This window comes from Moraxella osloensis (genome assembly GCF_001553955.1).
Lineage (GTDB): Bacteria > Pseudomonadota > Gammaproteobacteria > Pseudomonadales > Moraxellaceae > Faucicola > Faucicola osloensis.
The window spans coordinates 742,358-756,296 of the sequence record NZ_CP014234.1 but is presented as its reverse complement, the minus strand read 5'-3'; the positions used below and the strand labels follow the sequence as shown (position 1 = coordinate 756,296).

The 13,939-nt window shown below is 44.9% G+C and carries 11 protein-coding genes and 2 tRNA genes; 3 read left to right on the top strand and 10 right to left on the bottom strand.

The features are described from left to right. The first annotated feature begins 105 nt into the window (after positions 1–105). A complete protein-coding gene (gene ligA, locus AXE82_RS03275) occupies positions 106–2,127 on the top strand; it encodes an NAD-dependent DNA ligase LigA (protein ID WP_197931481.1) in 2,022 nt (673 codons plus the stop codon). 203 nt (positions 2,128–2,330) lie between these two features. Continuing rightward, complete coding sequence (locus tag AXE82_RS03270) at positions 2,331–2,609, top strand: hypothetical protein (protein WP_036601927.1); 279 nt, start codon at positions 2,331–2,333, stop codon at positions 2,607–2,609. Between the two features lie 239 nt (positions 2,610–2,848). Here AXE82_RS03270 and AXE82_RS03265 read toward each other — a convergent pair. The 7 genes from AXE82_RS03265 to leuS all read right to left on the bottom strand — a co-directional run bounded on the left by AXE82_RS03265 (position 2,849) and on the right by leuS (position 11,447). Continuing rightward, positions 2,849–2,924: transfer RNA gene (locus AXE82_RS03265), tRNA-Lys, on the bottom strand. Positions 2,925–3,019: 95 nt separating this feature from the next. Continuing rightward, a tRNA-Lys gene (locus tag AXE82_RS03260) sits at positions 3,020–3,095 on the bottom strand. Positions 3,096–3,351: 256 nt separating this feature from the next. Next, on the bottom strand, positions 3,352–5,334 hold the full coding sequence (locus tag AXE82_RS03255) for a MacB family efflux pump subunit (protein WP_062331386.1): 1,983 nt from the start codon (positions 5,332–5,334) through the stop codon (positions 3,352–3,354). 78 nt (positions 5,335–5,412) lie between these two features. Further along, entirely contained in the window at positions 5,413–6,723 is a 1,311-nt protein-coding gene (locus AXE82_RS03250) for an efflux RND transporter periplasmic adaptor subunit (protein ID WP_062331382.1), read from the bottom strand. A gap of 310 nt (positions 6,724–7,033) precedes the next feature. Then, positions 7,034–8,053, bottom strand: a complete 1,020-nt coding sequence (holA, locus tag AXE82_RS03245) for a DNA polymerase III subunit delta (RefSeq protein WP_062331379.1) — start codon at positions 8,051–8,053, stop codon at positions 7,034–7,036. A 30-nt stretch (positions 8,054–8,083) separates the two neighbouring features. Further along, entirely contained in the window at positions 8,084–8,650 is a 567-nt protein-coding gene (locus AXE82_RS03240) for an LPS-assembly lipoprotein LptE (protein ID WP_062331376.1), read from the bottom strand. Between the two features lie 136 nt (positions 8,651–8,786). Next, complete coding sequence (gene leuS, locus AXE82_RS03235; protein WP_062331373.1) at positions 8,787–11,447, bottom strand: leucine--tRNA ligase; 2,661 nt, start codon at positions 11,445–11,447, stop codon at positions 8,787–8,789. Between the two features lie 95 nt (positions 11,448–11,542). Between leuS and AXE82_RS03230 the strand changes: the two genes are divergently transcribed. Then, positions 11,543–11,896 (top strand): Spx/MgsR family RNA polymerase-binding regulatory protein, encoded by a 354-nt coding sequence (locus AXE82_RS03230; RefSeq protein WP_062331371.1) that lies wholly within the window; start codon positions 11,543–11,545, stop codon positions 11,894–11,896. Between the two features lie 68 nt (positions 11,897–11,964). On the opposite strand, the gene ccoP is transcribed toward AXE82_RS03230, so the two are convergent. From ccoP to ccoO, 3 genes are read right to left on the bottom strand one after another with little or no spacing between them, the layout of a single operon-like run. After that, entirely contained in the window at positions 11,965–13,143 is a 1,179-nt protein-coding gene (ccoP, locus tag AXE82_RS03225; RefSeq protein WP_062331369.1) for a cytochrome-c oxidase, cbb3-type subunit III, read from the bottom strand. Then, positions 13,140–13,313 (bottom strand): cbb3-type cytochrome oxidase subunit 3, encoded by a 174-nt coding sequence (locus tag AXE82_RS03220; protein ID WP_036597952.1) that lies wholly within the window; start codon positions 13,311–13,313, stop codon positions 13,140–13,142. Before AXE82_RS03220 ends, ccoP begins: the two co-directional genes overlap by 4 nt. Then, on the bottom strand, positions 13,313–13,930 hold the full coding sequence (ccoO, locus tag AXE82_RS03215) for a cytochrome-c oxidase, cbb3-type subunit II (RefSeq protein WP_062331367.1): 618 nt from the start codon (positions 13,928–13,930) through the stop codon (positions 13,313–13,315). Before ccoO ends, AXE82_RS03220 begins: the two co-directional genes overlap by 1 nt. Positions 13,931–13,939: the final 9 nt, after the last annotated feature.

Genomic DNA, 13,939 nt, shown 5'->3' with positions numbered 1-13,939 from the left:
TCAAAATGTTTATTGTGTTGACTGAGCTGATGACTGAAAAAATTGACCAAGTAAACCATCACTTTGTTGTAAAATATCCGTTATCTTTTTTAAATCATCATGATTATGAACACAGCCGCTATTACTGCGCAAATGCGCAAACTCATTGCACAGCTAAAACAACATAACCACGCTTACTACGTCCTAGATAATCCGCTGTTAGAAGATAGCGAATACGACCAACTTCGCCAGGAACTGGTGGCATTAGAAACCGCGTATCCTGAATTGGTACAAAGCGACAGCCCTACCAACCAAGTAGGCGACAAGCCGTTGCCGTTTTTTACCCAAGTCACCCACCAAATACCTATGCTGTCACTGGGTAATTTATTTACCTTTGACGATTTACAGAACTTTATGCGACGGGTCAATGACCGTTTGGCGGACCATCAGCAAAACCCCGAATATGAAGTCGAGCTCAAACTTGACGGACTTGCGGTTTCATTGTTGTACCAAAACGGGCAGTTGACCCAAGCGGTCACGCGCGGCGATGGTCAAACGGGCGAAGATATTACCCAAAACGTGCGTACTATTCGAAATCTTCCGCTGCAGTTGGCGATTGATATACCGCGGCTAGAAGTGCGTGGCGAAGTACTCATGCCCAAAGCGGGGTTTGCCAAGCTCAACCGGGATGCCCAAGCGAAAGGGGAGAAAACCTTTGCCAATCCGCGTAATGCCGCCGCAGGGAGTTTGCGCCAACTTGACCCCAATATCGCCAAAAGTCGTCCGCTGGCGTTTTATGCCTATTCCGTTAATCAAGGCTTGCCCGCTGAGATTACCACCCAATCCGATGCGCTTTTTTGGCTACAAGCGTTGGGCTTTAGCATCAGCGATATCAAAATCGTGCAAACAGCCGAGCAGCTACAAGCGTATTATCAATCAGTGATTGAACAACGCAGTCGCTTACCCTTTGAAATTGATGGCACGGTGATTAAGGTCAATAGTTTAGCCTTGCAAGAGCAACTGGGCTTTTTAAGCCGTGAGCCACGCTGGGCAACTGCCTATAAATTCCCTGCCGAAACTGTGATGACCCGCCTAAATGCGATTGAATGGCAAGTAGGGCGCACAGGTCAGTTGACGCCCGTGGGTAAGCTTGAACCTGTCAATGTCGGTGGCGTCACTGTTAGCAATGTGACCCTGCATAATATCGGTGAAATTCAGCGTTTAGATATTCGAGCAGGGGACATGGTCAGCGTACACCGTGCCGGTGATGTCATTCCCAAAGTTACGCGCGTCTGGCAAGATGAACGCCCTGCCAATGCCCAAGTGGTGAGCCTGCCGACGCATTGCCCGGTGTGTGATTCACCCGTTATCATGCCAGAAGGTGAAGCGCTGGCACGATGCACCGGTGGGCTATTTTGCCCAGCCCAGCAACAAGAAGCACTGATTCACTTTGTCAGTCGTAAAGCGATGGATATCGACGGGCTCGGTGAGCGCTGGTTGATTAACTTTTTTGAGCAAGGTATTGTTAAAAATGTCGCAGATATTTATACGCTTAACAATCACCGCGACGCGCTCATCAACCTTGAAAAATTGGGGGAAAAATCTGTCGACAATATGCTAGCTGCCATTGAAAAAAGTAAAGATACGACCTTACCGCGGTTTATCTTTGCGTTGGGTATTGGTGGCGTAGGCGAGACCACAGCGATGAATTTAGCCATGCAATTTGGCGACTTGCAGCCGCTCATGGCAGCGAGTATTGAAGCTTTGCAAAAAACCCCCGATGTCGGTGAAAAAACCGCAGACTCGATTTTTGAGTTTTTTCGTGCCGAGCACAATATCGAAGTCATCAATCGATTATTACAAGCGGGCATTCATTGGCAGCCTGTCAGCCAAGTGCCTGAAGGCAATCAACCGCTTAAAGGTCAAAGTTGGGTCATTACAGGCACGCTTGAAGGCATGGGACGTGATGAAGCCAAAGCCAAACTGCAAGCATTAGGGGCAAAAGTCTCAGGCAGTGTTTCTGCCAAGACCACCGCACTGCTCGCAGGCGAAAAAGCGGGCAGTAAACTTGCCAATGCCGAAAAACTGGGGGTAAAAGTGGTCACTGAAGCGCAATTCACCGATTTATTAAACAGTTATCATGCTTAATATATGCTCGGTATTGTGGAAAAAGTTAACGCAACCTTGAGTAAGCTATTTGTTGTCCAAACTATAGTAAGGTTACTTACAAAACACATATAAATCAGTCTTTATTCATAACAATAGGGTAAAAAATTTACGCTAATATAACTTCCGTAAGTTGCTAAAAGCACCTGACATTTTTGCAAATGGAAACCCTACTGGAGAAAAGTATGAAATCACTTAAAACAATTGCGGTACTTGCGACACTTGTTGGTTCAACAGCATTGACAGCGTGTGCAACCACTGATGCCTATGGCAACCGCGTCACTACCCAAGGCTCTTCTCGCGCGGCGACGCAAGGCGCGGTAGCGGGTGCAGCATTAGGTGCACTGGCAAAATCAGATGGCAACCGTAACGACATCGGTAAAGCTGCGGCAATCGGTGCAGCAGCGGGCGGGGCAACAGGCTATGTATTAAGTACATCACCTAACTACCCATACCAAAAATAAGCTATACTAAAAGTCATAGCCTATCTCGACAGCATCCGACAGCGATGCTGTCAAAAGCCAACCCTTTAATGGTTTGGCTTTTTTCTTTGCTAAACGTTAGGCAAGCTATTTGATACAATCAAAGATAAGTTCAACTAGGTGATTTTTATTTTTCTAACCTAAACTGCTAGCCTAAATCATAGCGTTACAAAATCAAGGGTATAAAAAAGCCCTTATCAATTCGATAAGGGCTTTGGATATGGTGGATCGTCCGCGACTCGAACGCGGGACCAATGGATTAAAAGTCCACTGCTCTACCAACTGAGCTAACGATCCTGAGAAGCGTTAAGAAAACGTCTGGGAGACGTTTTTAGCTTCGCAAGAGCAAATCTATGATTTGCTAAAGCATTAAAAAATTGCAAAGCAATATATGGTGGATCGTCCGCGACTCGAACGCGGGACCAATGGATTAAAAGTCCACTGCTCTACCAACTGAGCTAACGATCCAAAACTGTTAAGGCAATCAAAAACGATTTTTAACGTTTTTATTTTGGCTATTGCCGTTAAGTGAGTGCATATTATACGCATTAAATCTTGGTTTGCAAGCCTTTTTGCACAATTTTTTCAACCAAAGATTTGCATCAAGATAGCGGCTTAAATTCATCGACTTATCATACCTTTAACTTATCTAGCCTTGATTAAATAAATCTTGATTGGCTAGACGTGGATTAACTAGGTATTAATTAACTAGGTGATAAAACTTTTATTCACCACCTGATAAGGCATCGACAGGATTGAGTCTCGCGGCATTGCGCGCGGGAATAAACCCAAAAACCACACCAATGAGAGTGGAACACACCACAGCCGCTACAATGGAGGTGGTTGAATACACCACTTGGAAATTACCCCCTGCAAATTTGTTAATTAAAGCGCCGATACCAAACGCTAGGCTAATACCTAAAATCCCGCCCAAGATACATACCAAAATCGCTTCTATCAAAAACTGCTGCATGATATCAGATTGTCTTGCGCCCACTGCCATGCGCACACCAATTTCACTGGTACGTTCGGTAACTGAGACGAGCATGATATTCATGACGCCAATACCCCCCACGATCAAAGAAATAATGGCTATCGACGAAACCAGTAATGTCATCGTGCCTGTGGTGGATTCAATCGTCTGACGAATTGAATCAGAATTTTGAATACGAAAGTCATCGGTGCCGTGTCGCTGCTCTATCAAATCAGAAACAGCTTGCTCAGCGGCACTAGACGAGATAGTATTTTTTAGTAGCACAATAAAACTATCTACATGACTAGTACCAACCATTCTATGCATCACAGTGGTATAAGGCATATATAGGGTAGGGGTGTCTGAACTTGGACCAAAAGCTTGCTCAGACGGCTGCAATACACCGATGACGCGAGCGGGCACACTACCCACCAACATCACTTCACCAATGGGATCGCTGACATTGGCAAAAAAGGCGGTTTTTGCATTATCATCAATAATCACATCTTGGGTCATCGAGGTAATACTATTGTCATTAAAGGTTTGCCCAAGCGCGAGTTTTTCGCCTTTCACCGTTAGATAATCTTTGCCCACGCCACTGACATTCACAGAAGCTTCTGTTTCGCGGTAACGGGCGGTGGCGGTATTGCTGCTGACTTGTGGACTGACGCTTTGCACATAAGGCTGTTCTGCGACAGCATTGGCATCGGCATCTGTTAAATTATCATCATGGTATTTGCGGCGAGGGTCACCAAATTTATAGCCATCTCGTACGGTTAAAGTATTGGTGCCTAAGGAGCTGATATCATTGAGAATTTTTTGTTGAGAGCCTTGCCCTAGACCCACTACCGATACCACAGAGGCAATACCAATGATAATACCTAGCATGGTTAACAATGTCCGCATTTTATGGGCTTTCATCGCCAAAACAGACATCTTAAAGGCTTCAGATAAGCGGTCTAAAAACGCGGTAACACCAGACTTTTTGGCAAAATTTAGGTGTTGAACCGCTTTGGTTTTATCAAATCTATTGTCGGTATAATAATCTTTAAGAATCTGTCCGTCTTTGATTTCAATCACGCGTTCGGCTTGGGCAGCGATAGAAGGATCGTGGGTCACCATAATGATGGTATGACCTTGGCTATTTAGATTTCTCAAAATTGCCATCACGTCTTTGCCCGATTGGCTATCTAATGCCCCAGTCGGTTCATCAGCCAGGATAATGTCGCCACCATTCATTAAGGCACGAGCAATAGACACACGTTGCTGTTGACCACCGGAGAGTTGGCTCGGGCGATTTTGGGTTTTTGCCCCAAGCCCTAAGTCGTCTAATAATTGGGCGGCGCGCGCTTCACGTTGCCGCACCGGCATCCCTGCATATACGGCAGGGACGGCGACATTGTCTTGAGCATTGATATCACCGAGTAAATGATAGCGCTGAAAAATAAACCCAAAATGTTCACGGCGAAGCTCGGCAAGTTCGTCTGCGCTGAGTTTGTCCACCGCTTTGCCATAGATGTGGTAACTGCCCGCAGTCGCCTGATCTAAGCAGCCTAAGATGTTCATTAAGGTGGATTTACCAGAGCCTGATTGACCGATAATTGCCACCATTTCGCCTTCATAAATGGTCAAGTCAATCCCATGTAAAACCCGAATTTTTTCATCACCTGCAGGGAATTCGCGGATTAAATCTTTCACTTCCATAATAGGTTGTTTGGTGTCTTGCGTTATCATCAGCCGTGTATCTCACAGTTAGCATGCGTCATAGGTTACAATCAACGTTTACAATCTAGGGTTCTCATCTACCGATGACTAAATCATCGGTGGACGACCGTTATTTTTAGATGATGAACTTGATTTACTCACCGCTGCTTGACCCACAACCACCTTATCCCCTTGGTTGACGCCGCTAAGAATTTGGGTGGTAATACGATTGGTGACACCTGTTTTGACCGCTTGTTTTTTGGTACTACCATCGGCTTGTACGACTTCAACATAACTGCCTATTCTTGGGTCATTTTTGATTGCTGCAGCCGGTACGCTAAGCACATTATTGACTTTGTTTTCAACAATATAGACTTGCGCTGTCATATTGATGCGTAGCGCGCCATCGGGATTGGGGACAGTAAAATAACCAATGTAATAAATCGCTGAATCCGTTGACGTCGATGAATCACTGGCGGTAGTGCCATCGGGCGCAGGTCCAATGGTCGACAGTGTGGCTTGGTATTTCTTATCTGGGCGTCCAATGATATTGAAATAAACAGGCAACCCTACTTTTAGGTTAACGACATCGGCTTCTGATATTTTGGCTTTCACGCGCACACTGCTCAAATCTGCCAATGTCACAATGGTGGGGGCTGATTGATTGGCGTTTACTGTTTGCCCTTGTTTGGTGGTGATAGAAATCACCGTGCCTGACATCGGGGCAACAATTTGGCTATATCCAAGATTTTTTTCAGCCGTATTGACGTCCGTTTGCGATTTTTTTATGGTTTGTTGTGCACTAACAATATCGGCTTGCGATGAGGCAATATTTGCTTGGGCAGTCGCAATCGCTTCTTTCGCGCTGTCCACATTGGCTTGGGCTGTTTTGACAGCGGTATCCGCTTGCTCCAGCTCTTGTTTGGAGATGGCATTCATGGCAAGCAAGGATTTTAGGCGATTGTATTCTGTTTGCGATTGTTGCAAGGTTGCTATTTTACCTTTCAAGTCGGCTCGCGCTGTGGCAAGCGCGGCTTGTTTGGTCTGATAGGCGGACTTGGTACTTTCCAAATTCGCTTTGCTTTGCTGTAAGGTAGCTTGCTGCGTGGTTAAGGTATTTTGCAGGGTAACTGGGTCAATTTGAGCAATAACATCGCCTTTTTTGACCGTGTCACCCACCTCGACATACAATTTTGTCACTTCCCCTGACACCTGAGCGCCCACATCCACTTGTTTAATGCCTTCAATTTTGCCCGTGGACATCACACTGTTCTCAATATCGCTACGTTCGACATTGGCGGTGATGTAATCGGGTTTTTGGGGTTTGGGTTTAAAGTACCAATAAGCTAACGCTGCCAGCGAAATAACGATCAAACTTAAGATTGCCCATTTGAGCCATTTTTTTTGGGTAGCGGTCATCGTGCCAAGCCTTATCAAGGGATAAACAATTGAAAAAAATTAAATAAATACAGCTTTGTAACAGGGAGTATTAAAAGCTAAATGAGAATAAATTGCAATAAAAACAGGTAAGCCGAAAGGATTTTTAATTATAACCACATAATCTTGCTGGATTATAAAATGAATGTTATGAGTAACAAAAACGCATTAAAAATTTGGGGGGTGGTGGATTGTATTGTAATTTGATGGGCGGGTTGTTTGAAGGGTTGCAAAGATTGCAAAGGTTGCGGAGCATTTTTAAAAGCAACTTTTAAAGTAACTTTTAAAGCAACTAGTGAAATAATGGTTGACCCGCTAGACGAAAAGCGAGTTGGTAGAGCAGCTCCCAAGCCGGTTGTTGCACCAGACCTTTGATGGCTTGGTCGGCTTGGTACAGTGCATCCGACCAGTTTCGGGTAGCGTCATGGGAATGACGATGCAGGGCTTTACTGTACAGCTGTTGCTTGCTTTGCCAAATGCCGAGGCTTTGATAGCTTGCCCCTGATTGCAAGCTTAAAATATTGCGCATATCTTTGGCTATCATCCATAACACCAGACTCTCTGGTTCTTCACTGGCTTTGAGTTGCTGCAAGATTTTTGCAACCTGCGCGGTATCACCTGCCAACATGGCATCCGATAAATCAAAGGTGGTAAACATAGATTGACTCACCAACCCATCAAACAGCTGAGGCTCATCGATGGTCACAAAATGGGTAGGGGGATTCGCATCTGTTGTAGCATAGAGATAGGAGAGTCGCCACAGACTTTGGTAAGCCGCTAGCAAATTATGCTGAGTTTGTGCCATTAGCATTTGCCAAGCGGGTTTGGTGAGTTCGAGCCCAAAGTCTTGCGCGTGTTGCTGTAGCAGTTGTTCGCGTTGCTGTTCTTGATAAAGATGACATTCGATGACCTGACCAAATTTATCGCAAAGCGAAAAAAACGCACTGCTTTGGCTTTTCTTATCGTATTTATCACTGATAATGACTAAGCAATTGCTTGGATTGCTCGTCGCAAATTGCGCTAATTCTGCTAACGCCTCTTTATCAGGTTTATGATTACTATGAACGATAATGGCTTTGTTGTCGTCAAACAGTGACAGACTGTTCAGCTCTGCCAAAACCGCTTGCCATGATTTGGCGCTGGTAATATCCATGCGCGAAATTGCCATATTATGTTGCCGCCAATTTGGCGACATTTTTTCTATCAGCCACTGTGACAGCAAATCTTCATCGCCATGCATTAGCCACACCCCAGTGGCGGGGTCTTGCCTATTTTTGAGATGTTGAAAGGCATTTAAAAAATTGTACTGCATCAGCGTGTTATCAATTAAGTATCAATTAGGTTAGGGGGTAGTTGCGGTCGGCACTTTGGTGATTTTTGGAAGGCTCAGTGCGACATATTGGTCAGCAATACGCTGCGCCAGGTTGTCATACAACCATACTTTAATTTGCTCTGCTTGGGGATTGTCAGTGGCTACCACGCCTTGGTCATACTGATAGCTGCGCTGTACTTGAATCGTATTGGTCAGCGTGCGGGGTTGACCATTTTCAGTGGCGCGATAGCTCACCTCTGCGCTTATTACCATACGAATTTCGGTCAAAATACCGCGTAGCTGGTAGTTTTGCAGGCGAATGTTTTTGACTTCAATACTGGCAGGCAAGGCGGTATTTGATTGGTTGGCTGCCTTGTTATCAATCACCCTATCTTGGGTGTTAATGCTCAGCTGGTCGAGTTGTTTTTTTAACGCATTTTTAACCGCATAGGCTTCTGGGCTATTGTGAAAAATCAGCTCAGTGGTCGGGATATTTTGTGACATGGGCGCGTCATACCCGCGCAAATGAAAACCACAGGCAGGTAGCTGCGTCAGTAACACACTGCTTAGGAAGATACGAAGAAATGGCTGATTCATATAGTTACCTGTCTGTTAGTTACCCATCTATGATTGTCGGTATTGCTTGTGATAACACTTTATTATGAAGCTTCAAGTTATTATAAAGCTTTAAGGTCAAAAAGGGCTTAGGTTGCCAATAAGCCCTTATAATCAATTAGGCTTTTACCACAATATTAACCAGTTTATTGGGCACCACGATTTCTTTGACGATATCGCCGGTGATGAATTTAGCGACGCTGTCGAGTTGTTTCGCTTCGGCTTTTAACCAATCGCTGTCACTGTTTGGCGCCACATCCATTTGACCACGGATTTTGCCATTGACTTGCACCACCATGGTAATAGTGTCTTGTACCAAGGCTGAAGTATCAACGGTGGGATAGGTTAGTGTCATCACATCAATCCCTAACTGCTCAAGTAGGACTTCTGCCATGTGCGGCGCGTACATGGTGAGCAAGGTCAATAATGTTATAAGTGCTTCATTGGCTACCGCCAAATCTCTGTCTGAATGAATGTCAAACGCGGTGAGTTCGTTCGACAATTCCATTAAAAATGACACAGGCGTATTGAGTGCCAAGTTTTTGCCAAACGCGTCATCTAATTTGCCGATCGTATCATGTGTTTTACGGCGTAGATTTTTAGCGGCTTTACTAAGCGACTGGGTATCAGTTACCGATAAGGTTGCTGCGGTTAAAGATTGCTGCGCCAATGTTTCGGCATGCTCGATAGTATAACGCCATACTTTTTTCAAAAAGTTATACGGACCTTTTAGTCCATCGTCAATCCATTCAAGCGTCTGGTCGACAGGCGCGGTAAACATGGTGTAAAGTCGAACCGTATCGGCGCCATATTGATCAATGGTCGCTTGGGGGTCGACACCATTGTTTTTTGACTTCGACATTTTTTCGATTTTGCCAATTTTGACAGGCTGACCATCGGCTTTTAAGGTCGCTTCAATGGGCTGACCTTTGTCGTTGTAGCGGATATCAACTTCTTCTGGAAAGTAATAGGATTTGCTGCCATCGGCATTTTCGCGAAGATAAGTACCCGCCAAGACCATGCCTTGGGTGAGTAAATTGGCAAAGGGTTCATCACCCTGCACCAAGCCTTCATCACGCATGAGTTTGTGGAAAAAACGCGCATACAGTAAATGCAACACGGCGTGCTCAACACCGCCTACATATTGATCCACAGGTAGCCATTTATCGGCTGCGACTTTATTAATCATCCCATCGCTATAATTGGGTGAGGCAAAACGCGCGTAATACCAGCTTGATTCTACAAAGGTATCAAAGGTATCGGTTTCACGTTTGGCAGGCTTGCCGCAACATGGGCAGTTGACATCGGTAAATGAAGTAAGATTGTTGAGGGGATTGCCACGTCCATCGGGCACTACATCTAAAGGTAATACCACAGGCAGCTGACTTTCAGGAACAGGTACTGTACCGCAGTCTGCACAGTTGATAACCGGAATGGGGCAACCCCAATAACGCTGGCGAGATACCCCCCAATCGCGTAGCCGATAATTAATGGTTTTTTTACCCAAGCCTTTTGGCTCAAGTTGGGTTAAAATTTTGTCAAAGGCTTGTTTAAAATTTAAACCGTCCAATTCGCCTGAGTTAATAGCCACGCCATTTTGCTTATCGCCATACCAGTCTTGCCAAGTGGTTGCATCAAACTGTTGACCTTGCTTAAGTTCTTCTTTTAGGTCAATCACTTGCTTGATAGGTAACTGGTATTTATTGGCAAATTCAAAGTCGCGTTCATCATGCGCAGGGACTGCCATAACAGCGCCAGAACCGTAGCTCATTAAGACGTAGTTCGCGACCCAAACAGGCACTTGCCGACCTGTCAACGGATGGGTGACAGTCAGACCCGTGTCCATACCCATTTTTTCGGCTTTGGCTAAGTCTGCTTCGGCAACTGAACCTTTTTTGCAGGCTTCAATAAAGCTTTGTAGGGCAGGATTGGTCGCAGCCGCGTGTTTTGCCAGTGGATGCTCAGCTGCCACCGATACATAAGTCACGCCCATTAAGGTATCTGGGCGGGTAGTGAATACATCTAGGGTTTTTTGTTCACCATTTAAGGTATAGGGGAAATGAATTTCCATGCCTTCAGAGCGACCAATCCAGTTACGCTGCATGGTAATCACTTGCTGTGGCCAATGACCTTCTAGCTTATCCAAATCATTTAACAGCTCGTCTGCGTAGGCGGTGATATTAAAGTAGTACATGGGAATTTCGCGCTTTTCAATGAGCGCACCTGAGCGCCAACCGCGACCATCCACCACTTGCTCATTGGCAAGGACAGTATTATCAACAGGGTCCCAATTCACCGTTGAGAGTTTTTTGTATACCAAACCTTTTTTGAACAGTTGTACAAATAGCCATTGTTCCCACTTGTAATACTCTGGCGTACAAGTAGCAAATTCACGTGACCAGTCAATCGATAGTCCTAATGATTTGAGCTGTGCGCGCATATTATCAATGTTTGAAAATGTCCACACAGCAGGGGCGACAGCGTTGGCAATCGCCGCATTTTCTGCAGGCATACCAAACGCATCCCAGCCCATTGGCTGCAATACTTCATAACCCTTTAACCGATAGTAACGGCTCAACACATCACTAATCGTGTAGTTGCGCACGTGCCCCATATGCAGCTTGCCACTGGGGTAGGGAAACATAGACAGCAAATAACGTGACGGCTTATCAGATGCCGCATTGTTTACTTGATAGCGATTTTGCTGTTCCCATTTTTGTTGTTGGGCGGGCTCGATAACTTGGGGTTGGTATTGACGGGTAAAAGCTGAATTACTCATAATGGTCTGAATTTGTAGTATTTGAATGGGAAGGTATATTAAGCCCCATAGCATAGCGTAAAACCGTAAAAATTGCGATAAAAAAAGGAGCCAATATGAGCATCACCATCTGCGGTATCAAAAATTGTAGCACCATGAAAAAGGCGTTTGATAAATTAACCATGCTTGGTTTGGAGTATGAATTTTTTGACTATAAAAAACAGGCGATAGACAAAACGACATTAGCCGATTGGGTAAAGCGAGCAGGTATAGATAAGGTATTAAACACCAAAGGCACAACCTACCGCAAACTTAGCGATGCGCAAAAAGCCCAAATCAAGCAAAATGTGGATGCTGCGTTAGATATGATGGTAGCTAAGCCAAGTATGATTAAGCGCCCGATTGTCGTCTCAGACAATGAGTTAATCATTGGTTTTGATGAAACTGCCTTTGAAAAACTAGGCAAGTAAAGAGGGGCAAGTCAATCCCCAATAAAAAAGCGAGTGATTAAACTCGCTTTTTTAAGTGGAGAGTAAAATTATTTTACCGCACTAGCAACCGCAGATTTTACCGCATTGGCAGTTTCAACTGGGGTAGAGGCTGCACCACGTTCTTTATTAACGATAGTTTGAGGCGTCATCACAGAAGCGTCTTGTTTGTGATCGCTTAATGAATAGACATACGCTGCCAATAACATAATACGCTCGTTACCCAGTTTGGTATCCCAAGATGGCATCACACCGGCACGACCATTACGTATCGACGTACGAACCGTTTCACGGTCGCCACCATATAACCAAATGTCATCCGTAAGATTCACCGCACCGACATCAGGGTTGCCTTTACCATCTTTACCATGACATACCGCACAGTTGGCATCATAAATAGCCTTACCTTGATTAACCAAAGTTTGGTTCAACTGACCATTTTCTTTTGAACCATGACCGGGCGATAGTGATAGTACATATTCAGCTGCGGCGCGAACACCATCTTCACCAATCTGCGCTTTCCAAGCTGGCATACCACCGACGCGACCATGATGTAGGGTTAACAAGATTTTATCGGGGCTACCGCCATAAATCCAGTCATTGTCCGTCAAGTTTGGATAACCGGGTGCACCACGCGCTTGTGAGCCATGACACACTGAACAGTTTTGTAAAAACAAACGCTGACCAATTTTAATCGCTTGCGGGTCTTGAGAAAGTTTTATAACGGCAGGTGCCAGCCCTGCAATACCTTTATCAATTTGCGATTTTAATTCAGCATTGGGCTGTGCATTTTTCGCTTGCTGCGCTTGTAATTTAGCAAGGCTATCAATTTGTGCCGTTACCGCTTTGTCTTTTAAGATTTTATCATTGAACGTGCCAGTAAATACCGCATTATTGCGCTCAAGTTCGGATGCTAATTCATTAGCACTGGTCCAAGGAACATCTTGACCATTTACTTTTACCGTAGTGATACCTTTCCATGAGCCTGGCAATATTGATGGGAACAATAGCATGTATAGTAATGCCCAAGCTAATGAACCCCAAAAGATTGCTAACCACCATTTTGGTAATGGACGGTCAAACTCTTGGATACCATCGTATTCATGACCTGTGGTACCGTCATCCGACATTTTTGGGCGATAACCCAATACACCGACTAACCAGTACAAAATCCAAGCCCAACAACCGATGGAAAATAGGGTTATCCAAAAACTCCAAAATCCACTCATTTTTTATCCTTATTGCGTTGTGATGCGTCTGTTAGGTCTTCGTCATCTAACGCAAGTTTTGCATCTTCTTCAAATCGTTTGCGATTCTTTGGTGAGTAAGCCCACCAAACAATCGCAATAAAGGCGATAAACGCTGCGACCGTTGCGATACTGTGTAATGTGCCCAACATTAACGTTGACCTTTCATTGCAGTGCCCAGTTGTTGTAAATACGCAACAACGGCATCGAGCTCAGTTTTACCTTGTACCGCATCAGGTGCAGCTGCAATATCAGCATCGCTATATGGGACACCGAAATGGTCGCGGAATAGACGCATTTTTTCTTGCACTTTTCGAGGGTTAACGTCTCGTTCTGCTAACCAAGCAAATGGTGGCATCACAGATTCAGGTACTAATGATTGTGGGTTAATTAAATGTTCGCGTTGCCAGTCATCAGAATAACGTCCACCAACCCGCGCAAGATCAGGTCCAGTACGTTTGGACCCCCATAAGAAGGGGTGATCCCAAGCGGATTCAGCAGCGCGCGAATAAGGTCCATAACGTTCCACTTCAGCCCGAAGAGGACGAACCATTTGGGTATGACAGACGTGACAGCCTTCACGAATATAAATATCACGACCTTCTAATTCAAGTGCGGTCCATGGCTTCATATTGGGCAAAGGTTGGTTAACCTCTTTGGTATAAATCAATGGCACGATTTCTACCAAAGTGGCAAAGCTAATAGACACAACGATTAGGATAACTAAAAGACCCGTGTTTTTTTCAATAATTTCGTGATTGAGTTTCATGAGTCTCTC